This window comes from Afifella pfennigii DSM 17143 (assembly GCF_000688515.1).
GTDB lineage: Bacteria > Pseudomonadota > Alphaproteobacteria > Rhizobiales > Afifellaceae > Afifella > Afifella pfennigii.
In genome coordinates, this window is the sequence record NZ_JHZK01000041.1 from 1 (window position 1) to 22,289 (window position 22,289).

General features: G+C 66.7%; 19 protein-coding genes and 3 pseudogenes. 9 read left to right on the forward strand and 13 right to left on the reverse strand.

The features are described 5' to 3' along the window. Window positions 1–323, forward strand: a pseudogene (locus Q331_RS23990) (IS5/IS1182 family transposase); the annotation flags it as partial. Between the two features lie 328 nt (window positions 324–651). Here the strand turns inward: Q331_RS23990 and Q331_RS0118110 are convergent. The 7 genes from Q331_RS0118110 to Q331_RS0118145 form a co-directional block, all read right to left on the reverse strand. Next, window positions 652–1,647 (reverse strand): ABC transporter substrate-binding protein, encoded by a 996-nt coding sequence (locus Q331_RS0118110; protein ID WP_026381829.1) that lies wholly within the window; start codon window positions 1,645–1,647, stop codon window positions 652–654. A gap of 31 nt (window positions 1,648–1,678) precedes the next feature. Next, a complete protein-coding gene (locus tag Q331_RS0118115) occupies window positions 1,679–2,842 on the reverse strand; it encodes an ABC transporter permease (RefSeq protein ID WP_084175148.1) in 1,164 nt (387 codons plus the stop codon). Then, window positions 2,839–3,771, reverse strand: a complete 933-nt coding sequence (locus tag Q331_RS0118120) for an ABC transporter permease (RefSeq protein ID WP_084175149.1) — start codon at window positions 3,769–3,771, stop codon at window positions 2,839–2,841. The genes Q331_RS0118115 and Q331_RS0118120 overlap by 4 nt, the downstream gene beginning before the upstream one ends. Window positions 3,772–3,953: 182 nt before the next feature. Continuing rightward, complete coding sequence (locus Q331_RS0118130; RefSeq protein ID WP_051631342.1) at window positions 3,954–4,787, reverse strand: ABC transporter ATP-binding protein; 834 nt, start codon at window positions 4,785–4,787, stop codon at window positions 3,954–3,956. Window positions 4,788–4,951: 164 nt separating this feature from the next. Next, window positions 4,952–6,406, reverse strand: coding sequence for a dihydropyrimidinase (gene hydA / locus Q331_RS0118135; RefSeq protein WP_026381833.1), 1,455 nt, complete (start codon window positions 6,404–6,406; stop codon window positions 4,952–4,954). Window positions 6,407–6,499: 93 nt separating this feature from the next. Further along, entirely contained in the window at window positions 6,500–6,622 is a 123-nt protein-coding gene (locus Q331_RS24440) for a GIY-YIG nuclease family protein (RefSeq protein WP_407637786.1), read from the reverse strand. Window positions 6,623–6,956: 334 nt separating this feature from the next. After that, the gene (locus Q331_RS0118145) at window positions 6,957–8,144 is read right to left on the reverse strand and encodes a Zn-dependent hydrolase (protein WP_245615731.1); all 1,188 of its coding nucleotides are present in this window, start codon (window positions 8,142–8,144) and stop codon (window positions 6,957–6,959) included. Window positions 8,145–8,442: 298 nt separating this feature from the next. Here Q331_RS0118145 and Q331_RS0118150 point away from each other — a divergent pair, with 298 nt between their 5' ends. From Q331_RS0118150 to Q331_RS0118165, 4 genes are all read left to right on the forward strand, one after another. Continuing rightward, window positions 8,443–9,012: a TetR family transcriptional regulator C-terminal domain-containing protein gene (locus Q331_RS0118150; protein WP_322786517.1), complete on the forward strand. Its 570-nt coding sequence runs from the start codon at window positions 8,443–8,445 to the stop codon at window positions 9,010–9,012. A 214-nt stretch (window positions 9,013–9,226) separates the two neighbouring features. Continuing rightward, window positions 9,227–10,309 (forward strand): type III polyketide synthase, encoded by a 1,083-nt coding sequence (locus tag Q331_RS0118155; RefSeq protein WP_026381836.1) that lies wholly within the window; start codon window positions 9,227–9,229, stop codon window positions 10,307–10,309. Further along, a complete protein-coding gene (locus Q331_RS22575) occupies window positions 10,306–11,034 on the forward strand; it encodes a methyltransferase domain-containing protein (protein ID WP_034493096.1) in 729 nt (242 codons plus the stop codon). Before Q331_RS0118155 ends, Q331_RS22575 begins: the two co-directional genes overlap by 4 nt. Continuing rightward, on the forward strand, window positions 11,031–12,224 hold the full coding sequence (locus Q331_RS0118165) for an NAD(P)/FAD-dependent oxidoreductase (RefSeq protein ID WP_026381837.1): 1,194 nt from the start codon (window positions 11,031–11,033) through the stop codon (window positions 12,222–12,224). The genes Q331_RS22575 and Q331_RS0118165 overlap by 4 nt, the downstream gene beginning before the upstream one ends. 3 nt (window positions 12,225–12,227) lie before the next feature. Here Q331_RS0118165 and preA read toward each other — a convergent pair whose 3' ends face one another. After that, window positions 12,228–13,535: an NAD-dependent dihydropyrimidine dehydrogenase subunit PreA gene (gene preA, locus Q331_RS0118170; RefSeq protein ID WP_026381838.1), complete on the reverse strand. Its 1,308-nt coding sequence runs from the start codon at window positions 13,533–13,535 to the stop codon at window positions 12,228–12,230. 84 nt (window positions 13,536–13,619) lie between these two features. On the opposite strand from preA, the gene Q331_RS0118175 reads away from it, so the two are divergent. Further along, the gene (locus tag Q331_RS0118175) at window positions 13,620–13,850 is read left to right on the forward strand and encodes a type II toxin-antitoxin system HicB family antitoxin (RefSeq protein WP_026381839.1); all 231 of its coding nucleotides are present in this window, start codon (window positions 13,620–13,622) and stop codon (window positions 13,848–13,850) included. A 3-nt stretch (window positions 13,851–13,853) separates the two neighbouring features. Beyond that, window positions 13,854–14,087 (forward strand): type II toxin-antitoxin system HicA family toxin, encoded by a 234-nt coding sequence (locus Q331_RS23590; RefSeq protein ID WP_026381840.1) that lies wholly within the window; start codon window positions 13,854–13,856, stop codon window positions 14,085–14,087. Window positions 14,088–14,122: 35 nt separating this feature from the next. Here Q331_RS23590 and Q331_RS0118185 read toward each other — a convergent pair whose 3' ends face one another. The 4 genes and pseudogenes from Q331_RS0118185 to Q331_RS0118200 form a co-directional block, all read right to left on the reverse strand. Next, window positions 14,123–15,505: an NAD(P)-dependent oxidoreductase gene (locus Q331_RS0118185; protein ID WP_026381841.1), complete on the reverse strand. Its 1,383-nt coding sequence runs from the start codon at window positions 15,503–15,505 to the stop codon at window positions 14,123–14,125. An 87-nt stretch (window positions 15,506–15,592) separates the two neighbouring features. After that, window positions 15,593–16,672, reverse strand: a complete 1,080-nt coding sequence (locus Q331_RS0118190; protein WP_026381842.1) for an ABC transporter transmembrane domain-containing protein — start codon at window positions 16,670–16,672, stop codon at window positions 15,593–15,595. Beyond that, window positions 16,669–18,122 (reverse strand): annotated as a pseudogene (xylB, locus tag Q331_RS22580) (xylulokinase). Before xylB ends, Q331_RS0118190 begins: the two are co-directional and overlap by 4 nt. A 95-nt stretch (window positions 18,123–18,217) precedes the next feature. Further along, entirely contained in the window at window positions 18,218–19,147 is a 930-nt protein-coding gene (locus Q331_RS0118200) for a dihydrodipicolinate synthase family protein (protein WP_026381843.1), read from the reverse strand. An 82-nt stretch (window positions 19,148–19,229) separates the two neighbouring features. Here Q331_RS0118200 and Q331_RS0118205 point away from each other — a divergent pair, with 82 nt between their 5' ends. Both Q331_RS0118205 and Q331_RS0118210 read left to right on the forward strand, forming a co-directional pair. Then, window positions 19,230–20,054 carry a BKACE family enzyme gene (locus Q331_RS0118205; RefSeq protein WP_026381844.1) on the forward strand — a complete coding sequence of 275 codons (825 nt, stop codon included), beginning with the start codon at window positions 19,230–19,232 and terminating at the stop codon, window positions 20,052–20,054. Between the two features lie 206 nt (window positions 20,055–20,260). Further along, on the forward strand, window positions 20,261–21,901 hold the full coding sequence (locus Q331_RS0118210; protein ID WP_026381845.1) for an acyl-CoA synthetase: 1,641 nt from the start codon (window positions 20,261–20,263) through the stop codon (window positions 21,899–21,901). Window positions 21,902–22,041: 140 nt separating this feature from the next. Here the strand turns inward: Q331_RS0118210 and Q331_RS0118215 are convergent. Beyond that, window positions 22,042–22,289, reverse strand: a pseudogene (locus Q331_RS0118215) (IS4 family transposase); the annotation flags it as partial.

Here is a 22,289-nt window from a genome sequence, read left to right on the forward strand (position 1 = left end):
ACAAGGGCTACCGCGGCCACGATGCGCCAAGGCCGCTCGGCGTCTTCCGCTCCGGGCAGAAGCGGGGCGTGTTCGGGGCCATCAAGAAGGAGCTCAGAAGACGATCCGCCATCGAGGCCGTTATCGGACACCTCAAGACCGACGGCCACATGGGCCGCAACTTCCTCAAGGGACGCCACGGCGACCACGCCAATGCCGTCCTCACCGCCGCCGGCTACAACTTCCGCCTCATCCTCCGCTGGCTGAGGCTTCTCTTGCGCCTCATCCTGGAGGCCTTTGCCAAAGCCATTGGCCCCAAAACCGCGCTCCAGACGGCTTCTTAACAGTCAACGACGTCCTCGCGCAGTTGGCATCCGCAATGGTCGATTTCGACCCGCGATTCGTGATCATGCCCGGCACGGAAGCCAGCACCCAAGCCATTGCCCACGCTGACCCTTACGAGGCCGTTCCGGGCCAACCCATCGCTGAGTGAAGGAGCCTCGTCGCTGAGCGGGTATTCTTGAAGGGCAGCATGGCGGAACGGGAAAGCCGGCGCGGCGCGGAAAGGCAGATGTCAGCGGCTGCCGAGCCTCGCCCGGCTTTCGTCAAGAGCACGCTTCCTCCGTTCCCCTCCCCGCAAGGGGAGGGGACGCTTGCCGTTGAGGCCCTGCCTCACATCTGCTTCATCTTGTCGGTGACGGCGCTTGTGGTCGCCCCTTCCGGCTCCTTGGTGATCACCGGGTCGGAGCCGCCCTTAAGGAGCGTCTCCACCGTGCGCTCGTAATCCTCCATGGCGAGCGTGCCGTCGGAGCCTTCCGTCAGCTTGTTGATCTCGCGCACCATGCGCTTCTGGTGCTTCTCGGTCTGGGCGCCGGTCTCGTCGTTCTCCAGCACGATCTCGGCGGCCTCGTCCGGGTTCTCGCGGGCATATTCCCAGCCCTTCATGGAGGCGGCGACGAAGCGGGCCATCTTGTCGACGAAGGCCGGATCCTGAAGGTCTTCTTCCAGGACGTAGAGCCCGTCCTCCATGGTGGCGACGCCCTGATCGGCATACTTGAAGACGACGAGCTCGTCCTCAGGAATGCCGGCATCGATGACTTGCCAGTATTCGTTGTAGGTCATGGTGGAGATGCAATCGGCCTGCTTTTGCAGGAGCGGGTCGACGTTGAAGCCCTGCTTGATCACCGTGACGCCGTCCGGGCCGCCCTCGGTCGGGATGCCGAGCTGGCTCATCCAGGACAGGAACGGATATTCGTTGCCGAAGAACCAGACGCCGAGCGTCTTGCCCTTGAAGTCCTCCGGGCCGGTGATGCCGGTCTCCTTGCGGCAGGTGAGCATCATGCCGGATGTCTTGAAGGGCTGGGCGATGTTGACGAGCGGCACGCCGCGCTCGCGCGCCGCCAAAGCCGCGGGCATCCATTCCACGATGACATCGGCGCCGCCGCCGGCGATGACCTGCGGGGGAGCGATGTCGGGTCCGCCCGGCTTGATCTCCACATCAAGGCCGGCTTCCTCGTAAAAACCTTTGTCTTTGGCGACGTAATAGCCGGCGAACTGGCCCTGGGTCACCCATTTCAGCTGCAGGACCACCTCGTCCTGCGCCACCGCCGGAAAGGCCGCGAGCGCCAGGCCGGAAGCCGTTGCCAATGCTGCCAGAAATCTCTTCATGCCATTCTCCCTCTCTTATTTGGGCCCCGTCTCAATGCCGATAGGACGGGTGCCAGAACGTGAAGGCGCGCTCCAGAAGGGCAACGAGCCCATAAAACAACGAGCCAGCCAGCGCCGCGACGGCGATCTCGGCCCAGACCATGGAAATGTTCATCCGCCCGACCTCGGTCGATATGCGAAAGCCCATGCCCACGATGGGGGTTCCGAAGAATTCCGCGACGATGGCGCCGATAAGGGCGAGGGTGGAGTTGATCTTCAGGGCGTTGAAGATGAAGGGCAACGCCGCCGGCAGGCGCAGCTTGATGAGTTCCTGACCGTAGCTGGCGGCATAGGTGCGCATCAGATCGCGCTCCATGGCGCCGGCGGCCGACAGTCCCGTCACCGTGTTCACCAGCATCGGGAAGAAGGTCATGACGACGACGACCGCTGCCTTGGACGGCCAGTCGAAGCCGAACCACATGACCATGATCGGAGCAATCCCGATGATCGGCAGGGCGGAGACCATGTTGCCGACCGGCAGAAGGCCGCGTTTTAAGAACGGCACCCGGTCGACGAGAATGGCGATAAGAAATCCGGAGAGGCAGCCGATGACGTAGCCGGCGAGGACGGCCTTCAAGAAGGTCTGGCGGAAATCGGCCCACAGGATGGAAAGCGAAGAGGCGATCTGGCGGGCGATCTCGCTCGGCGGCGGCAACAGGACGGGCGGCACACCGAAGCCGCGCACCAGGCATTCCCACAGGACGAGCAGCCACAGGCCGAAGACCACCGGCACGGCGACGGCGTTGAGGCGGCGAAGGCCGCTGCCGCGCCCGCCGCTGCGATGGGCAAGGCCGCGCATCACCTGCACGGCGAGAATGGCGGCCGCGGCGACGAGCAGCCAGAAGCCGAGGCCGGCGCGTCCTGCGATCGGCGCCAGATGGGCAAGCAGCAGGAAGAAGGCGAGCGCCGTGACGGCGGCGACGAGAAGAAGGCGCCCGACCGGGGCGCGCGGCCAGCCGAGCGCCGGCACGGCCATGAGGAGCGCGGCGGCAAGCAGCGAGGAGCCGGCGACCGGACCGCCGCCGGTGGCGACCGGGAACGGTATGGCGGCAAGGGCGAGGAGGGCGGCCGGATAGGTGAGCACCGGCGCCGGGCCGGCCGTCAGCACACCGATGGCGGCAGCCATTCTCTCATGTGCGGCGGAAGCCTCGCTCATCTCGCCATCCCCATACGCCGCAGGACGATGCGGTCGGCGATGCCGACGAGGGTGACGAGGATGGCGGCCATGAAGGCGGCGACGAGAAGCGCCGACCAGATCTGCACCGTCTGGCCGTAATAGGAGCCGGCCAGAAGCCTCGCCCCGAGCCCGGCCCTTGCGCCGGTGGGCAATTCGCCGACGATGGCGCCGACCAGGGAGATGGCGATCGCCACCTTCAGCGAGGCGAAGAGGAAGGGCATGGCAGCGGGAAGGCGGAGCTTCACGAGCGTCTGCCAGGGCCCGGCGGAATAGGTGCGCATCAGGTCCAGAAGCATCGGATCGGGCGATCTCAGCCCCTTCACCATGCCGACGGCGACGGGGAAGAAGGCGAGATAGGCGGAGACCGTGCCCTTGGCGAAGACCGGCGCGACGTTGATGGCGCCGAGAACGACGACGATCATCGGCGCGATCGCCAGGATGGGGATGGTCTGCGAGGCGATGATCCAGGGCATCAGGCTCTTGTCGAGCGTTCTGGAATAGACGATGCCGACGGCCAACAGGACGCCCAGCAGGGTGCCGATGGCAAAGCCCATCAGCGTGGAGGAGAGCGTCACCCAGCCGTGATAGACGAGGCTCCGCTTGGAGGTCGGCTTCATGGCGAAGGTGGTCTTCCAGATCTCCGCCGCCACCTGGTGCGGGGCCGGCAGGACGGGCCGCTCCTGGCTGTAGGTGGCGGCGAGGAAGCCGGTCAGGCTCCGCTCCACGCCGGCGCGCCCATCGGCCTCCATCTGCTGCGGGGCGTTGAGGAAGGCGGCGCCGAGATACCAGACAAGGATGATGGCGGCCACGACAACGAGGACCGGCCCCGTCTGGCCGGCGAAGATGCGTCGGACGAAGACCCGCGGCGACAGGCCGACGCCGCCGCCCGGCTCGGCGAGGGCGGTCATCGCGAGGTCTCCCTTCGCCTTCGCGCCCTTTCGCGGGCGCCGGGGCGATGCCAGCTGATGCGGCCGGGGCTTGTCATCGGCGCGTCGCCTTGCGCGGGCCGCGTGAGGGGGCGGCGGCAGCCGCCGCCAAGAAGGCCGGCCGGATGAGGGAGATGTTGCCGCAGCCCGCCATCTTCAGCGTCTCAATCGTCATAGCTGTGCCCGGCGCGCAGCCCCTCGCGGACACGGTGGGCGATCTCCAAAAACTCCGGCGTCTCGCGGATGTCGAGCGTGCGCTCGCCCGGCAGGTCGCAGTCGATGACGTCGTAGACGCGGCCGGGGCGCGGCGACATGACGACGATCTTGGTCGACAGAAACACCGCCTCGGGGATGGAATGGGTGACGAAGACGATGGTCTTGTGGGTCTTGGCCCAAAGCTGCAGCAGTTGCTCGTTGAGGTGGTCGCGGACGATTTCGTCGAGGGCGCCGAAAGGCTCGTCCATCAAGAGAAGGTCGGGCTCCACGGCGAGCGCCCTTGCGATGGAGGCGCGCTGCTGCATGCCGCCGGAGAGCTGCCAGGGATATTTGCGCTCAAAACCGGTGAGGTTGACGAGTTCCAGATTGCGTTTCACGCGCTCGGAACGCTCGGCCTTGGAAAGGCCCATGATCTCCAGCGGCAGGGCGACATTGCTGGCGATGGAGCGCCAGGGATAAAGCGCGGCGGCCTGGAAGACATAGCCATAGGCGCGGGCGCGGCGGGCGGCGTCGGGGCTCACCCCGTTGACGGCAATCTCGCCGGAAGTCGGCTGCTCCAGATCGGCGATGACGCGAAGGAGCGTGGTCTTGCCGCAGCCGGAAGGACCGATCAGCGAGACGAACTCGCCGCGATCAACGGAAAGGTCGATGTCCTGAAGCGCGTGGACCGGCCCATCTGCCGTCTGAAAGGTCAGCGACAAGTCTGTGATGGCGATGACGGAGCCGGAAGCGGATGCCGGCCTTGCAGCCTCCGCCGCCTCGCGCGCGACTTCTTCGACCATTCCCTCTCGCTCTCCCGCGGCAGCTTGGGCGCTGCCCTTCTTTCACACCCTCTCGCCCTCCCCTTGCAAGAAGGAGGCCGGTTTCAACCGTCGCCTCGGCTCGCCCCTTCCCCGTCCCCGCATGGCGGGGGAGGCGCCTTTGCGGCGTCGGCTGAAGCGGGCGCTCAGACCCCTGCCGGAATGCCCGAGCGCTCCACCTTGCGCGGGGCGACGAGCTCCTTCCAGGTCGACAGCGCCTTGTTGGTCGGCGGGCTCGCCGGCCGCTCCACGAAGCGCCCGTCGCCGGTGCCGGCCTTCACCTCGCCCTCCTCATAGGCGATCTGGCCGCGCGAGACGGTCATCCTGGCAAGGCCCGTCACCTCCATGCCTTCAAAGACGTTGTAGTCGATGGCCGATGTCTGCGTCTTCGCCGCGATGGTCTTGGTTGCCGCCGGATCCCAGACGACGATATCGGCGTCGGCGCCTTCGACGATGGCGCCCTTCCTCGGATAGAGGTTCAAAATCTTGGCGATGTTGGTGGAGGTGACGGCGACGAATTCGTTCGGCGTCAGCCGGCCGGTCCTGACCCCGTGCGTCCACAGGAGCGACATGCGGTCCTCAAGCCCGCCGGTGCCGTTGGGTATCTTGGTGAAGTCGCCCACACCCATGCGCTTCTGCTCGGTGGTGAAGGCGCAATGGTCGGTGGCGACGACCTGGAGCGAGCCGGCGGCAAGCCCCGCCCAGAGCGAATCCTGGTGCAGCCTGTTGCGGAAGGGCGGCGACATCACCCGGCGGGCGGCATAATCCCAGTCGGGGTTCTGATACTCGCTCTCGTCGAGGACGAGATGCTGAATGAGGGGCTCGCCGAAAACGCGCATGCCCTTCTGGCGCGCCCTTCTGATGGCCTCATGCGCCTGCTCGCAGGAGACGTGCACGACGTAGAGCGGCACGCCGGCCTGATCGGCGAGCATGATGGCGCGGTTGGCCGCCTCGCCCTCCACCTCCGGCGGGCGCGAATAGGCATGCGCCTCCGGGCCGTTGTTGCCCTCGGCGAGAAGCTTCTGTTGCAGGGCGGCAACGACGTCGCCGTTCTCGGCATGGACGAGCGGCATCGCCCCGAGCTCGGCGCAGCGGGCGAAGGAGGCGAACATCTCGTCGTCGTTCACCATCAAGGCGCCCTTATAGGCCATGAAATGCTTGAAGGTGTTGATGCCTTGCTCGACCACCTTCGGCATCTCGTCGAAAACCTGTTTGTCCCACCAGGTGATCGCCATGTGGAAGGAATAGTCGGTGCGGGCCTTGCCGGCCTTCTGATACCATTGCTGCAGGGCGTCGATGAGGCCCTGACCGGGGGATGGCAGGCAGAAATCGACGGTCATCGTGGTGCCGCCGGAAAGCGCCGCCGCCGTGCCGGAATCGAAATCGTCGGTGGAGAAGGTGCCCATGAAGGGCATCTCCATATGGGTGTGCGGGTCGATGCCGCCGGGCATGAGATAGCAGCCGGAAGCATCGACGACATGGTCGGCCTCGTGGGAGAGGTCGGGACCGACGGCGACGATCTTCTCGTGCTGGATGAAGACGTCGGCCTTGTAAGTCCTGTCGGCGGTGATGACGGTGCCGCCCTTGATGAGTTTGGTCATGCGTTCGCTCCCCTGATCAGATTGGCGCGCGACATTCCCTGTCGTCATGGCCGGGCTCGACCCGGCCATCCACTCCCTGGCGGCTGCAACGGGTCAGAACATCGGAAGATGAAGGGAAAGATCGCGCCAGCCGTGGTTTATCTTCTCGTTTAGTTCGATCTTCCAAACGCGTGGCCAGCTCTTGATCGCCTTTCCGCGTTTGATGGCGTCGACCATCCCGTCGGATTCCTCCTACCAGACAAGCCGTTTCACGCCGTAGCGGGCGGCAACGCCGCCCGTCAGGCCCTATCCGTGCTCCGTGATCCGCCACGGCAGTTCGCAGACGACACCACAGTAAAGGCTGCCGTTCTTCTTGGAAGTGAAAAGATACGTGCATCCCTTTATGTGCCGATGTCGAAACGGAATGGATGCCAAGGTCGAGCCTTGGCATGACGACAAAACATCAGTGCCCCTCTTCCTCGCGCCAGCCTTTGCCCCCTCCCAGTCGTCGACCGCCATGGCGCGAGGATGTCAGCCTTTTTCTTTCCGATGGACTTTCCGCCAGGGTGCCTCACCCGACAATCTCCGCCGTTTCCACCACGGCGTGGAAGAGGACGTTGGCGCCGGCCTCGGCCCATTCCTTGGAGATCTCCTCGTCCTCGTTGTGCGACAGGCCATCGACGCAGGGGCACATGACCATCGCCGTCGGGGCGACGCGGTTGATCCAGCAGGCGTCGTGCCCGGCACCGGAGATGAGGTTGCGGTGCGAATAGCCGAGCCGCTCCGCCGCGTTGCGCACCGCCGTGACGCAGGCCTCGTCGAAGGTGACGGGATCGAAATGGCCGACCCTTTGCATCTCGATCTGGAGCCCGATCTCCTCGGCGATCCTTCTGGCGCCCTGTTGCAGCTTCTCCTCCATCGCGTCCATCACCGCCTTGTCGGGCGAGCGCTGATCGACGGTGAAGACGACCTTGCCAGGGATGATGTTGCGCGAGTTCGGATAGACCTCGCAATGGCCGATGGCGCCGACGGCATCGGGGGCGTGCTCCAAGGCGATCTTGTCGACCAGCTCGGTGATGCGGGCCATGCCGAGCCCGGCATTGACGCGCATCTTCATCGGCGTGGAGCCGGTATGGCTCTCCTTGCCGATGAGCGTGATCTCGGTCCAGTTCAGCCCCTGGCCGTGGGTGACGACGCCGATATCCTTGCCCTCGGCCTCCAGGATCGGGCCCTGCTCGATATGCAGTTCGAAGAAGGCGCGCATCTTCCTGGCGCCGACCTCCTCCTCGCCCTTGAAGCCGATCCGCTCCAATTCCTCGCCGACCGTCTTGCCCTCCGCATCCTTCAGATTATAGGCCCAGTCGAGGGTATGCACGCCGGCAAAAACGCCGGAAGCGAGCATCGGCGGGGCGAAGCGTGTGCCTTCCTCGTTGGTCCAGTTGACGACGACGATGGGATGCTTCGTCTTGACGTTGAGGTCGTTGAGGGAGCGGACGATCTCCAGGGCGCCGAGGACGCCGAGGACGCCGTCATAGCGCCCTCCTGTCGGCTGGGTGTCGAGATGCGAGCCTACATAGACGGGAAGGGCGTCGGGGTCGGTGCCTTGTCTTGTGGCGAACATCGTCCCCATCTTGTCGATGCCCACGCCCATGCCGGCCGCCTCGCACCAGCGCTGAAACAGCCTGCGGCCCTCCGCGTCGGCGTCGGTCAGCGTCTGGCGGTTGTTGCCGCCCCTGACGCCCGGGCCGATCTCGGCCATTTGGTGGAGTGCCTCCCAGAGACGATCGCCATTGATTCTTAGATTGGATTCCACTTCGTCTCCCGTCTCTCCGCTGCTTCGGGCAATCACGATGAACGCCGGCAAGGCGCCCAGAAAACTTGACTAAATGGTCAAATTGCAGGCTAGGTGGCGGGATTTTTCCGGTCAAGGCGAAAGTCCCGCCACAGCCGCCCAGTGATTGTGCAGAGCGCCGAAGGTCATGGGAGCAGAAATGCTTGGTCATGGCGGATCTGAACCGCGGCGCACCCGCATCCAGGCCGCCAAACGGGCGTCGATCGTGAAAGCGGCGCTGGAGGTCTTCTCGGAGGCCGGATACAGCGCCGCCACGCTGGAGCGCATCGCCGAGGCTGCCGGCATCTCCAAGGCGAGCCTGCTCTATTATTTCCCCGGCAAGGAGGCGGTCTACGTCGCCGTCCTGGAAGATACGCTCGCTTTCTGGCTGGAGCCGCTCGCCGCGCTTGACCCGGCCGGCGAGCCTTTGGAGGAGATCGGCCGCTACGTCACCACCAAGCTGGAGATGTCGCGCAAGCGCCCGGCCGCCTCGCGCCTTTTCGCCAACGAGATTCTGGCCGGCGCACCGGCGATCGGCGGCTTCCTGAAAGGCCCCTTGAAAGAGCTGGTCGACAAGGAGGCGGCGGTGATTTCCGGCTGGATCGCAGAGGGCAGGCTTGCCCCCGTCGATCCGCGTCATCTCATCATGATGATCTGGGCGGTGACGCAGCACTACGCCGATTTCGACCCGCAGGTTCAGGCCGTGCTCGGGCGAGAGGCGGCCAAGCGGCGCTTTGCGGCGGCGAGAGAGACGCTGCTCGCCGTCCTCCTGGAGGGGCTGAGGCCGCGCGGCTGAAGCGGGCGGCGGCGTGCGAGCGACTGTGTCGTCTTGTTTGGCGGTCCGTCCGTCGCCGGTTTTTGTCCGAAGCTTGGCAGATCCAGCTGGGCTATTCGTGCGCCCCGGAGGCGGGACGATGCTGCGTCGGCGTCCCAATGGCGCGGCAGGGTGCTTTGTCTGCGAGAGCGCTGCGCTATCTCCCCTGCCACCTAATGCTGCATGCGAGAGCCGATTGCCCGAGGTCTACATCAACCGCATTGCGACGGCCGTTCCGCACCACGACGTGCACCGCTTCTTCCTGGACTTCGCCGCCGCGCAGCTGAAGGAGGATCCACGCCAGCGGAGGATTTTCGCGCGCATGGCCGAGCGGAGCGGCATCCGGCACCGGTATTCCTGCCTGGCGCCGGCGGAGGATCCGCGGGGACCGCATGCAGACCGTGGCGGCATCTTCTCGCGCGGCGCGTTTCCGGGGACGGCGCAGCGGATGGAGATTTACGAACGCCACGCCCCGGAGCTGGCGGTGGCGGCGATCGAACGCCTGAACCTTGAGGGGGAGCGCGAGCACATCACGCATCTCATCGTCACGAGCTGCACGGGCTTTTCTGCCCCCGGCATCGACCTTGAGATCGTCGCCCGCTGCGGGCTCTCGCCTGCCGTGGAGCGCACTATCGTCGGCTTCATGGGATGCTATGCGGCCATCAACGCCTTGAAGCTTGCCCGCCATATCATCCGCTCGGAGCCGGCGGCGCGCGTTCTGGTCGTCAATGTCGAACTTTGTACGCTTCACCTCAAGGACACGACGAAAGTGGAGGACCTCCTCTCCTTCTGCCTCTGGGGCGACGGCTGCGCCGCCTCGCTGGTCAGTGCCGATCCGGTCGGTCTCAGGCTCGACGGTTTCAGAACGTTCTTGGCGCCGGACAGCCGCGAGCTGATGACCTGGCATGTGCGCGACGACGGCTTCGACATGGTGCTTTCTGGCCGCGTTCCCTCGGTCATTCATAGGACGCTCGGACAGCACCGCGAAAGCCTCTTCGGCGAGCGAAACGGTGAGGCGATTACGCTCTGGGCCGTGCATCCGGGAGGGCGCTCGGTGCTTGACGCGGTGGAGCGGGCGCTTGCGCTGAAGCCGGGGGCGCTTGCGCCTTCTCGCCAGATCCTGCGCGATAACGGCAACATGTCCTCGGCAACGGTGATGTTCGTGATGGAGAAGATGCTGGGCCAGGCAGCCGGCGGGACGCATGGCTGCGGCATGGCGTTCGGCCCCGGCCTCACGGCGGAGACGATGCGCTTCGAAGCGGTAGGGCGGGCGGCGTGAACGATCTTGCCCTGCGCCGCGTGGAGCCGGAAATCCTCGACGAGCTGGCGGCGGACGACCCGCGAGCCGTCGCCTCGCGGCGCGATCTCAGCCGCATCAACACTATCATGGGCCAGCTGCGGATCGTCGCCGGCATCCTGCATCGGCATTTGCCAGCGCCGCCCCGCCGTCTCTTGGAGATCGGCTGCGGCGATGGCAGCTTCATGCTGAAGCTTGCCCGGCGTCTCCACGACCGGTGGCCGCAGGTGGAGGTTCTCCTCCTCGACCGCCAGCGCGCCGTGCCGGTGGAGAATCTCGCCGCCCTGGCGGCGCTCGGCTGGAAGGCGCGGCTCGTTCAGGCCGACGTTTTGAACTGGAGCGAGGATGCGGCGGAGGAGCGTTTCGATGTCATTCTCGCCAATCTCTTCCTTCACCATTTCGAGGATGAGACGCTTGCCGGCCTGTTCCGGCGGCTGGCGCCGCGCACTTGCCTTTTCGTCGCCAGCGAGCCCCGCCGAAGCCGCTTCCAGCTGATGGCGGCGCACATGATCGGGGGGATCGGGGCGAACGCGGTGAGCCGCCACGACGCGCTCCTCAGCGTGCGCGCCGGCTTCAAGGGCCGCGAGCTCAGCGCGCTTTGGCCGGAAGCGCGACTGAAGCCGGTCGAGGAGCGGAGGCGCGGGCCCTTCACCCATGTTTTCGTCGCTGCTGCGCACAGGGGCGGCCAGGGGAGCGCGAACCGATGAGCTTCGACGCCATCATCATCGGCGCCGGGCCGGCCGGTGCCACATGCGCCATCGCGCTCGCCCGTCGCGGCTGGTCGGTAGCCCTGGTGGAGAGGATGTCTTTCCCGCGCCGCAAGGTGTGCGGCGAGTTCATCTCCGCGACGAGCCTGGCGGTGATCGACGGGGTGGGGATCGGCGAGGCCTTCCGCCGGGCGGCGGGGCCACAGGTGCGGCGGCTCGCCTTCTTCGGCGGCGAGCGCGTTGTGGAGGCGGCGATGCCGGCGGCGCCGGGCGCAGGCTTCGGCCGGGCGCTCGGGCGCGACGTTCTGGACGATCTCCTCGTGAGTGAGGCGGCGAGGTCCGGGGCACGTCTCTTCCAGCCCTGGCGGGCGCTTGCCCTGGAGCGCCGGGGCGCGCTGCAACAGCTGACAATCGGCGCGCGCGGTGAGACGCGGAAGCTGTCAGCGCCCGTCGTCATCGCCGCGCACGGATCCTGGGAGCCCGGGGGGCTGCCGAGCCAGCCGGGCAAGGCGCACCGGCCATCCGATCTTCTCGGCTTCAAGGCGCATTTTTCCGGCGCTCGCCTTGCGGGGGAAGTTATGCCGCTCATCGTCTTTCCGGGCGGCTACGGCGGCATGGTCTGGTCGGATGGCGGCCGGCTGTCGCTCTCGCTGTGCATCCGCCGCGACATGCTTTTGCGCCTGAGGGAGGAGGCGAAAGGAGGTCCGGCGGCCGCGGCGGTGCACCGCCATCTCCTCGCCTCTTGCCGCGGCGTGCGCGCCGCGATCGGCGGGGCCGAGCTCAGCGGCCCGTGGCTCGCCGCCGGGCCGATTCGCCCCGGGATGCGGCCGCGATATGCGGAGGACATTTTCCGCGCCGGCAACGTCGCCGGGGAATCGCATCCGATCATCGCGGAGGGCATCTCCATGGCGATCCAATCGGCCTGGCTTCTGGCCGAGGAGCTCGCTTTGATCGAGCCGGCAAGCGAGGCCGCCCGCGCTCTCGCCGGGCGCCGCTACGCTCTGCGTTGGCGCAGGCATTTCGCCGCCCGCATCGCCGTCGCCTCGGCCCTGGCGCAGCTCGCGGCAAGGCCGGCGACGGCGGAGCTGATGGGGTGGGGTGTGGCCAGGCTGCCGCCGCTCCTGACCCTTGGCGCGCGCTTCAGCGGTAAGACCAAGCCGCTTGGCGCGGCGATGGCGGAGGAAACCTGACGTCTATTCGGCGGCGTCGCGCACGGCCATGGGGTTGTTAGGGTGTTGCGTCCAGTTGCCGTAGCCCTCGGGGATCGGCTTGCCGGTGCGCGGGTCGGTGCCGGATATCCTCTCCATGGTGATGCAGTTCTCCACCGGGCAGACATTGATGCAGAGATTGCAGCCGACGCATTCGGCGTCGATGACCTCAAAACGGCGCTCGCCGTTCACGGTATGGGTGATCGCCTGGTGCGAGGTGTCCTCGCAGGCGATGTGGCAGCGACCGCATTTGATGCACAGGTCCTGGTCAATGCGCGCCTTGGTGACATAGTTGAGGTTCAAATACTGCCAGTCGGTGACGTTGGGCACGGCCTTGCCGATGAAGTCGTCGAGGCGCTCAAAGCCCCTCTCGGCCATCCAGCGCTCCAGGCCCTCCACCATCTCGCGGACGATCTTGAAGCCGTAGGTCATGGCGGCGCTGCAGACCTGCACGTTTCCGGCCCCCAGTGCCATGAACTCGGCGGCGTCGCGCCAGGTGGTGATGCCGCCGATGCCGGAGATGGGAAGGTCCGCCGTCTCTTCATCGCGGGCGATGTCGGCGACCATATGCAGCGCGATCGGTTTGGTTGCCGGGCCGCAATAGCCGCCATGCGAGCCCTTGCCGTCGATGGTGGGCTCCGGGGCGAAGGTGTCGAGGTCAACGCCGGTGATGGAGGAGATGGTGTTGATGAGCGAGACGGCGTCGGCACCGCCCTTCTTGGCGGCGCGGGCCGGATGGCGGATGTCGGTGATGTTCGGCGTCAGCTTGACGATGACCGGCATGCGCGTATGCGCCTTGCACCAGCGCGACAGCATCTCGACATATTCCGGCACCTGACCAACGGCGGAGCCCATGCCGCGCTCCGACATACCGTGGGGGCAGCCGAGATTGAGCTCCACGCCGTCGGCCTCCGTCTCTTCCACGCGGCGCAGGATGTCGGCCCAATTCTTCTCCTCGCAGGGCACCATGAGGGAGACGAACACCGCCCGGTCGGGCCAGTCGCGCTTCACCTGCTTGATCTCGCGCAGATTAACTTCCAGCGGCCGGTCGGTGATGAGCTCGATGTTGTTCATGCCCAGAAGGCGCCGGTCCGGCCCATGGAAGGCGCCGTAGCGGGGGCCGTTGACATTGACGACGGGCGGGTCCTCGCCGAGCGTCTTCCAGACGACGCCGCCCCAGCCTTCGCGGAAGGCGCGCTCCACATTGTAGGCCTTGTCGGTCGGCGGCGCGGAGGCGAGCCAGAACGGGTTCGGGGATTTCACGCCGAGGAAGTTGGAAGCGAGACTGACCATGAGAAGAACCTCTCAGGCTTGGGCCGGGGGCCGGAACAGGCTAGCATCGAAGGGTCGAGGCGAGTTGTTGAAAGGCGGCGAGCCATGCAACAAACGAAACGCTTCACCATCAACCTGCACCCGCAGCCCGAGGGCGGCTATACGGTTCTCGTGCCGGCGCTGCCGGAAGTGGTGACCGAAGGCGACACGCGAGAGGAAGCGGTGGCGATGGCGCGTGAAGCGATCGAACTCGTCCTTGAGATGTATCGCGAGGAGGGATGGCCCATTCCTGACGATGTGGAAACCGAAGTCGAAAGCCTGACAATCGCGGCCTAGACAATGGCTGCGCGGCTGCCAGCATTGAGTGGCCGTAGCGTTGTTCGCGCCCCGCAATCGGCGGGCTTCTCCGTGCATCGCATCAAGGGGAGCCATCACATCATGCGGCACCCCGGGCCTCCGCTTCGTCGCGTCGCCGTTCCTGTGCATGGGAACGCGGACCTCAAGCGGGCAAAGGTTCTTGGCATCATCAAGCAGGTGGGCATGACGGTCGACGAGTTCGCAGCATTGCTGTGAGCCCCGATCAGCATGTTGACGGTTCGGCATGAGCCTCAGCCCGTCAGCGCGCGGTGGATCGATTCCGCCGCGCGCTTGCCGTCTTCCACGGCGACGACGGTAAGGTCCTCGCCGCCGAGGATGCAGTCGCCGCCGGCCCAGATGCCGGCCACGGAGGTGCGGCGCTCCTCGTCGACCCCGATGCGCCCGTCTTGAAGCGCGATCGCCTCCGCGGCGCCGTCGAGAGCAGCCGGCAGAAAGGTCTGGCCAATGGCCTTGAACACCGTGTCGGCGGCAAGCGCGTAGGTCTCGCCGGTGCCTTCCAGGCGGCCATCCGTTTCGCGGGTGCGCTCCAATTCGATGCCGACCACATAGCTACCGTTGGGGCCGTTCTCGACGATAAGCCGCTGCGGCCGCGCCCAGTGGCGGATAAGGACGCCCTTCGTCTGGGCCAGCTCCTGCTCGTAGAGCGAGGCCTTCATCGCCTGGGGGCCGCGGCGATAGACGATGGTGACTTCCTCCGCGCCGAGGAGCTTCGACTGCACGGCAGCGTCGATCGCCGTCATGCCGCCGCCGATGACGACGACGCGCCGGCCGACGGGAAGGGCGGCAAGGTCGAGGCTCTGGCGCAGCTCGGCGATCCAGGCGACGGCCGAGCCCGCCGCTTCCTCCCCCGCCGCGCCGAGCGCGTTGACGCCGGCAAGGCCGAGGCCGAGGAAGACGGCGTCGAAATCGGCCCTCAGCTCGTCGAGGGAAATATCGCGGCCGAGCGCCTTGCCGGTCTCAATGGTGATGCCGCCGACCTTGAGGAGGTAATCCACCTCCTTCTGGGCGAAATCTTCCGGCGTCTTATAGGCGGCGATGCCGTATTCGTTGAGGCCGCCGGGCTTGTCGCGGGCCTCAAAGACCGTCACCTCGTGGCCGTGCACGGCAAGGCGATGGGCGCAGGAAAGCCCCGCCGGGCCAGCGCCGACGACGGCGATGCGCTTGCCGGTCGGGGCGGCGCGGGCGAAGGGCTGCTCGCCGGCCGCCATCATGGCGTCGGTGGCGTAGCGCTGCAGGCGGCCGATGGCCACGGGCCTGTCCTCGGCGAGGTTCCTGACGCAGGCCTCCTCGCAGAGCGTCTCCACCGGGCAGACACGGGCGCACATGCCGCCGAGGATGTTTTCGTCGAAGATCGTCTTGGCGGCGCCCTTGGGGTTATGCGCCTGGATCTGGCGGATGAAGAGGGGAATATCGATGGAGGTCGGGCAGGCGACCGTGCACGGTGCGTCGAAGCAGAAATAACAGCGGTCGGCTTCCACCAGCGCCTCATGGGCGCTGAGCGGTGGATGCAGGTCGGCGAAGTTCTTTGCATAGGCCTCAGCGTCAAGCCGGCCGGCGCGAACATCCGGCGCGCCCTTAAGGCCGCCAGGCGAAGAAGGCGAATGATCGTTCACGGCAATCTCTCCCGGAAAGCCGCTGTTCCCGGAGGAAGCATGCGGTTTTCTGACCGGACGGTCAAATTTTTCTTGGCGCTTTCGGAGCTATTCGGCCGGATGCGGGTCGGTGAGGGTGCCGGGCGCTTCCGTCTTGCCGTCAGCGGCGCCGAGTTCGAACTGCTCCAACATGGCGGCGTATTTCACCCGCGTGTCCTGGCTGAGCTGGTAGAAGGCCAGAAGCTCCTTCCAGGGGCCGAGGAGGTCCTTATAGGCGGCGAGCACGGCGACGAGGGCGCCGAAGGAGAGCGTGCCGGCGATGACCAGATAGCCGCCGATGGCGTAGAAAAAGAAAGGCGTCAGCTGGTGCAGGAAGTTGTTGAGGAACTTGATGACGTATTTGCGCTGCGCCAAGCGGTAACGGATGTCGAAGTTCTCCTGAAGCAGTAGATCCAGGCTCGAGAGATAGCGGGTCCTGCCGCCGGGATCAGAATCGTCGATCGCGGCTGCGCTCAAGGCATATTCGTCGGCGATGCGGCGGGTGCTCTTCAGCCGCTCCAGGGACAAAAGGTTCACCCGCTTCTGCAGGCGGGCGATGAGATAGCCTTGCAAGGGATAAAGGGCGATGGCGGCGAGCCCCAGCCGCCAATCCTGCACGAAGATGAAGAGGAAATAGACAAAGAGCGTGCCGCCCTGCAGCGCCGGCGTGGCGAAGGCCTCGCCGATGAAATAGCCGATGGGCTGCACCTCGGCCGTCACCGTCGGAATGATCTCGCCGGGCGTCGCCTTCGGGCGCTCCGCCAGCCTGGCCGCCAGCGCCTTGCGCAAGAGTATTGCGCGCAGGCGCTGCAGGAGCCGCTCGCCGGTCAGGTTCTTGGTGATATTGATGACGTATTTGACGGAATTGTTGGCGATGACGAGGCCGAGAAAGGCGCAGGAGAGCAGGAAGAGATACTCCACCTGGGTGAAATCGTGGCCGAAGAGCGTCTTGGGAAAATCGCTGCCATCGATCGCCCGGTTGACGATCTGCTTGGGCAGTTCCAGCGTCAGGTAGAGGAGCGGCAGCGAAGCGGCCGACAGCGCCACGATGACGAGCTGGCGGCGCCAGGAATTCGTCAGAACGTAGCTGAAAAGCGTCGGCTGCAGCTCCGGCCGCTCGTCAAGGCCAGGCAGGTCGGCGCCCTTCATCGCATCACCTCGCGCACCGCCGGATAGATCTTGCGCCAATGCGCATAGCTTTCCTGGTAGCGCTCGGCGAGGGCGGGCGAGGGTTCGATGCTTTCCGCGATCGGCGGCGTCGTCAGGATGTTCGCCGGCTCTTCTTCCTCGGCGGCGACGAGGCCGAGCCGGGCCGCCCCGAAGGCGGCGCCAAAGTCGCCCTTCGCCGGCACGTCGATGGGCGCCTTCACACATGGGCGATGATGGCGAGCCAGGCGCGCGAGCGGGCGCCGCCGCCGACGGCGAGGTAGCGCGGGGGGCGCGTGCCGGCGGAGGCGAGCGCGGCCTGGCATTCGGCGAGCGCGAAGGCGACGCCTTCCAGGACGGCCTGGGTCACGGCGGCGCGGTCGCTCTCCTCGGCAAGGCCGATAAAGGCACCTCTTGCGGTGACATCGCTGTGGGGCGTGCGCTCGCCGGAAAGGTAGGGCAGGAAAAGAAGCGGCGCGGGATGCTCCGGCCCGGGCTCCAGCTTTCTCACCAGTTCGGGGCCCGGCTCCTTGAGGAGACGGCCCAGCCAGTCGAGCGCGGCGGCGGCCGACAGGCTGACGCCCATCTGGTGCCAGGTGCGGGGCAAAGCGTGGCAGAAGGCGTGGACGGCGCTTTCCGGCTTCGGCGCGAAGCGATCGGTGGCGGCAAAGAGCACGCCCGATGTGCCCAGCGACAGAAACGCCGCCCCCGCCCGCACGATGCCGAGGCCGCAGGCCGCCGCAGCGTTGTCGCCGGCCCCGCCGGCAACGACCACCTGGCGCTCGATGCCCCAGCGCGCGGCGAGCTCGCGGCGCAGCACGGCGGAAGGCTCCGTGCCCTCAACGAGGCGCGGCATTTGGCGCTCGTCGATGCCGGTCGCCGCCAGCAGCGGTTCCGACCAGCGCCGTGCCCCGACATCAAGCCAGGCGGTGCCGGAAGCATCGGAGAGGTCGGAGACGGCCTCGCCCGTCAGCCAGAGGCGTAGGTAATCCTTCGGCAGGAGCACCTTGTCGGTCGCGGCGAAGACGTCCGGTTCGTGGTGCCTCAGCCAGAGCAGCTTCGGGGCGGTGAAGCCGGGGAAGACGAGGTTGCCGGTGATGCGACGAAAGCGCGGATCGGCGTTGAGAAGCTTTGCTTCCTCGGCGGCGCGGCCGTCGTTCCACAGGATGGCCGGGCGGAGCGGCTTGCCGTCGCGGCCGACGAGGCTCGCCCCGTGCATCTGGCCGGAAAGGCCGATGCCCTTGAGGGCGGCAAGCTCGGCCGGGCGTTCTGCCGCCAGTCGGTCCAGACAGGCCTCAACGGCGGCAGCCCAATCGTCTGGATGCTGTTCCGACCAGCCCGGCATGGGCCGCGAGAGGCGAAGCGGCGCGCTGGCGCTCGCAACCGGCGCCTGGCCGGCATCGATGAGGACCGTCTTGACGGCGGAAGTTCCGATATCGATGCCGAGATACACGGGGGGCGTCCCGCCTCTTGCTAGCGCGTTCCCCTTTCTAGCTGCGCCGTGGCTGCCGGTCGAGAAGGCCCGCCCGCGGGGCTTTCCTCGCCCGGTCAGGCGGGCTCGCGCAGGCCCTTCGGCGTCGCCTCAAAACCCGCCTCGGCGAGCGCGGTTTCCAGCGTGGCGATCTCTTCCGGCGAAAGCGGCAAAAGCGGCGGGCGCGGCAGGCGCCAGGCGGGGTCTTTGTGGCGGGCGGCAACGACGTGCTTGACCGCGGCAATCATCGGCGCCTTCTCGAAGGCGCGGCGCACGGCGGTGAGGCGCGCCTGGAGCTCGTCGGCCTCGTCCGTCTTTGCCTTGTCGATGACGGCACGGGCGCCGGCGACGTTCACATTGGCGGTGGCGCTGATGGCGCCCGCCCCGCCGGCGCGGATATTCTTCAAAAGTGCGGCTTCGGAGCCGGAGAATATCTCCATCTGCGGGAAGGAGCCGATGAGCGTCTCGGTATTCGACCAGTCGCCGGAGGAATCCTTCAGGCCGGCGATGATCGGGCCATAGGCCTCCAGCAGCCGGCCGATGAGCTCGGCGCCGATGCCGATCTGCGCCTGCGGCGGGATGTGATAAAGGTAAAGGCGCAGCGAGGGCGCGCCGACCTTGTCGATGACGGCGGCGAAATGCCGGAAGAGGCCCTCCTCGGCGACGCCCTTGTAGTAGAAGGGCGGCAGCATCAGCACGCCGCGGCAGCCGGCTTCGGCCGCCTGGCGGGTCAGCTCCGCCGTTTCGGGAATGTTGCACAGCCCCGTGCCGGGCATCAGCCGCTCGGCCGGGATGCCGGCTTCCAGGAGCATATCGAGAAGCCTTCGCCGCTCCTTCAGCGATAGGGAATTGGCCTCGCTGGTGGTGCCGAAGGGCGCAAGGCCGTCGGCGCCGGCGTCAAGAAGGTCGCGGCAATGACCGAGGAAGGCGGCTTCGTCCGGCTCCAACCGGGAATTGAAGGGCGTGGTGACGGGGACGAGGATTTCTGGCAAGGGATCGATCCGCATCGGAAGACGTCAGGGCCGGAAGGTTCGCAGTTTTCCGGAGCGATTGCTACACTTCTGAAGAAAAACAGCTTTGCGGCCGACCATGACCACGCCCTCCATCATCACCGTCGCCATCACCGGCTCCCTGCCGACGAAGGAGAACAACCCGGCCGTGCCGATCACGGTCGAAGAGCAGATCGCCTCCACGCGCGAGGCCTTCGAGGCCGGGGCGAGCCTTGCCCATGTCCATGTGCGCAACGAGGACGGCACGCCGACCTCCGATCCGGGACGCTTCGCCGAGCTGCAAGCCGGGTTGAAAGAGGCATGCCCCGGCATGGTGGTGCAATTTTCCACCGGCGGGCGCTCCGGCAAGGGCGCGGAGCGCGGCGGCATGCTGTATCTGAAGCCCGACATGGCCTCGCTTTCCACCGGCTCGTGCAATTTCCCCACGCGGGTCTACGAGAACCCGCCGGAACTCATTCGCGAACTGGCCACCAAGATGAAGGAGTACGGCGTCAAGCCGGAGATCGAGGCCTTCGATCTTTCCATGCTCTATCAGGCGCTCAATCTCGTTGAAGAAGGGCTCATCGATGCGCCCCTGCACGTGCAGTTCATCTTCGGGGTGAAGAACGCCATGCCGCCGGTGGAACAGGCACTCGACTTCATGGTCTCCGAGCTTCACCGCCTGATGCCGGAGGCGAGCTGGGTGGCGGCCGGGATCGGGCGGCATCAAATCGAGGTGAATCGCTGGTGCCTTTCCAAGGGCGGGCATTGCCGCACAGGGCTGGAGGACAATGTGCGCTGGGACAAGAGCCGGCTTGCCGCTTCCAACGCCGAGCTGGTGAAGCGCGTCGCCGACCTCTGCCCGGAATATGGGCGGCATCCTGCAAGCGTCGCCGAGACGCGGGAAATCCTCGGCCTTAACTGACGGCCCAGGGCTCGGCCCGTATTCTACGTCCTGGCCGGGCCCGCCCTGGCCTCCACGCCTCGCCCCTTGCGGCCCGCAACGGCAGGGATGCCAAGGCCGAGCCTTGGCATGAGGAAAGCATTCGCGGCCGCACGCCACATCTTGAACGGCCTTGATTGCGAGGCCGGCCAAGCCGCTCTAGCATCCGCTTCAAAAGGGGCGGAGCCATGCTGCCGAAACGGGAGGATTACGCGGCGCTGCGGCGCGATTTTGTCTGGCAGGTGCCGGCGCGGTTCAACCTTGCCGATGCCTGCGGGCGGAGCGCGGGGCGGGGCGACAAGGTCGCCATCATCCACCAGCGCGAGGACGGCGATGCCGAGAACTGGAGCTTCGCCGAGATTGAGCGGCAGTCGGCGCGGCTCGCCAATGTGCTCAAGGAAAAAGGCCTCAAGCGCGGCGAGAGGCTGGCGATCCTGCTTCCGCAGACGCCTCAGACGGCGCTCGCGCATCTCGCCGCCTGGCGGCTCGGCGCCGTCACCGTGCCGCTTGCCATGCTGTTCGGGCCGCAGGCGCTGAAATACCGGCTCGGCGATTCCGGTGCAGCCGGCCTTGTGACGCTCTCCTCTTGCCTTGAGAAAATCGCTGAGTTTCGCCAGGAGCTCGGCGATCTGCGCTTCGTCCTTGCCGCCGACGGGCCGGGCGAGGGCGCCGAAGCGCTCGGCCCGCTTCTGGAGCGGGCGTCGGAGATGGGGCCGATGGAGGTGACGGGGCCGAACGATCCGGCGGTGATGGTCTATACCTCCGGCACGACCGGGCCGCCGAAGGGAGCGCTGCACGGCCATCGGGTGCTTCTGGGGCATCTGCCCGGCGTTCAGTTCAGCCACGAATTCCTGCCGCAGCCCGGCGACCTCTTATGGACGCCGGCCGATTGGGCCTGGGCGGGCGGGCTCTTCAATGTGCTCCTTCCCGCGCTCTATTTCGGCGTTCCCGTCGTTGCCAGCCGGGGCCAAAAATTCGATCCGGAAGCGGCCTTTGCGCTGATGGCCCGCCATGGCGTGCGTAACGCCTTCGTGCCGCCGACAGCGCTGAAGATGCTGCGCGCGGTGCCCGGTCCGGCGCGCTACGCGCTCAACCTGCGCACGCTCGGCTCCGGCGGGGAAACGCTCGGCCGCGAGGCGCTCGAATGGGGCAGAAGCGCGCTCGGCCTCACCATCAACGAATTCTACGGCCAGACGGAATGCAATTACGTGCTCTCCTCCTGCGCGGGAATTGGCGTTTCAAGGCCCGGTGCCATCGGCAAGGCGGTGCCGGGCCATGAGGTGGCCATCATCGACGCGGCGGGGACGGTGCTGCCTGCCGGCAGCCAGGGCCAGATCGCCGTGCGCGCGCCGGACCCGGTGATGTTCCTGGAATATTGGCGACGGCCGGAGGCGACGAAGGACAAGTATGTCGGTGAATGGCTGGTGACGGGCGACCAGGGCGTCATGGACGAGGAAGGCTATGTCACCTTCGTCGGCCGCGACGACGACGTCATCACCTCGGCCGGCTTCCGCATCGGCCCGGGCGAGATCGAGGATTGCCTCATCGGCCATCCGGCCGTGCAGCTCGCCGCCGCCGTCGGCAAGCCCGATCCTTTGCGCACGGAGATCGTCAAGGCCTATGTGGTGCTGGCGGAAGGCTTTCAGCCCTCGCCGGAGCTGGCCGCCGAGATCGGCGCCTTCGTGCGCGAGAGGCTTTCCGCACACGAATATCCGCGCGAGGTCGCCTTCGTGGAGGAGATGCCGCTGACGACGACCGGCAAGGTCATACGCCGGCAGCTGCGCGAGGCGGCGCGGCGGGAGGCGGAGAAGGAAGACGCGGCGGGGTAAGTCCTCCGCGCCTCAAGCTCTTCCCGCTTCGAGCGCGGAACGGCACGGATGCCAAGGTCGAGCCTTGGCATGACGACATTCGGATCTCAGCTTTCGCTGCGGTCATGGCCGGGCCTGACCCACGGCTGTCCGGTTTAATTTCACGCCCATTGCAGGAGCATTTGGTTGGGGTCCTTGGACGGCTCTGGGGGTGGCTCGATCAGGCGGTCGATGCGCTTTTTGTGCATGAGGTTGGCGCGCACGAGCCTGGCGAAGGCGAGCGGGCTTTGAATGGCGTTCTGGGCGGCCTGGGCGAGGCGCAGGATGAGGAAGGCGATGAGCGCCACGGCGATCTGGATGCGCACGGCGTTCTCGCCGCGCCCGAGAAAATGCCTGATCTTGAGCGTCT

Coding starts and splice junctions, on each gene's coding strand:
- Q331_RS0118110 (WP_026381829.1), bottom strand. CDS start 1,647: ATGAAGAGATTTCTGGCAGCATTGGCAACGGCTTCCGGCCTGGCGCTC.
- Q331_RS0118115 (WP_084175148.1), bottom strand. CDS start 2,842: ATGAGCGAGGCTTCCGCCGCACATGAGAGAATGGCTGCCGCCATCGGT.
- Q331_RS0118120 (WP_084175149.1), bottom strand. CDS start 3,771: ATGACCGCCCTCGCCGAGCCGGGCGGCGGCGTCGGCCTGTCGCCGCGG.
- Q331_RS0118130 (WP_051631342.1), bottom strand. CDS start 4,787: ATGGTCGAAGAAGTCGCGCGCGAGGCGGCGGAGGCTGCAAGGCCGGCA.
- hydA (WP_026381833.1), bottom strand. CDS start 6,406: ATGACCAAACTCATCAAGGGCGGCACCGTCATCACCGCCGACAGGACT.
- Q331_RS24440 (WP_407637786.1), bottom strand. CDS start 6,622: ATGGTCGACGCCATCAAACGCGGAAAGGCGATCAAGAGCTGGCCACGC.
- Q331_RS0118145 (WP_245615731.1), bottom strand. CDS start 8,144: ATGGCCGAGATCGGCCCGGGCGTCAGGGGCGGCAACAACCGCCAGACG.
- Q331_RS0118165 (WP_026381837.1), top strand. CDS start 11,031: ATGAGCTTCGACGCCATCATCATCGGCGCCGGGCCGGCCGGTGCCACA.
- preA (WP_026381838.1), bottom strand. CDS start 13,535: ATGGTCAGTCTCGCTTCCAACTTCCTCGGCGTGAAATCCCCGAACCCG.
- Q331_RS0118175 (WP_026381839.1), top strand. CDS start 13,620: ATGCAACAAACGAAACGCTTCACCATCAACCTGCACCCGCAGCCCGAG.
- Q331_RS23590 (WP_026381840.1), top strand. CDS start 13,854: ATGGCTGCGCGGCTGCCAGCATTGAGTGGCCGTAGCGTTGTTCGCGCC.
- Q331_RS0118190 (WP_026381842.1), bottom strand. CDS start 16,672: ATGAAGGGCGCCGACCTGCCTGGCCTTGACGAGCGGCCGGAGCTGCAG.
- Q331_RS0118200 (WP_026381843.1), bottom strand. CDS start 19,147: ATGCGGATCGATCCCTTGCCAGAAATCCTCGTCCCCGTCACCACGCCC.
- Q331_RS0118205 (WP_026381844.1), top strand. CDS start 19,230: ATGACCACGCCCTCCATCATCACCGTCGCCATCACCGGCTCCCTGCCG.
- Q331_RS0118210 (WP_026381845.1), top strand. CDS start 20,261: ATGCTGCCGAAACGGGAGGATTACGCGGCGCTGCGGCGCGATTTTGTC.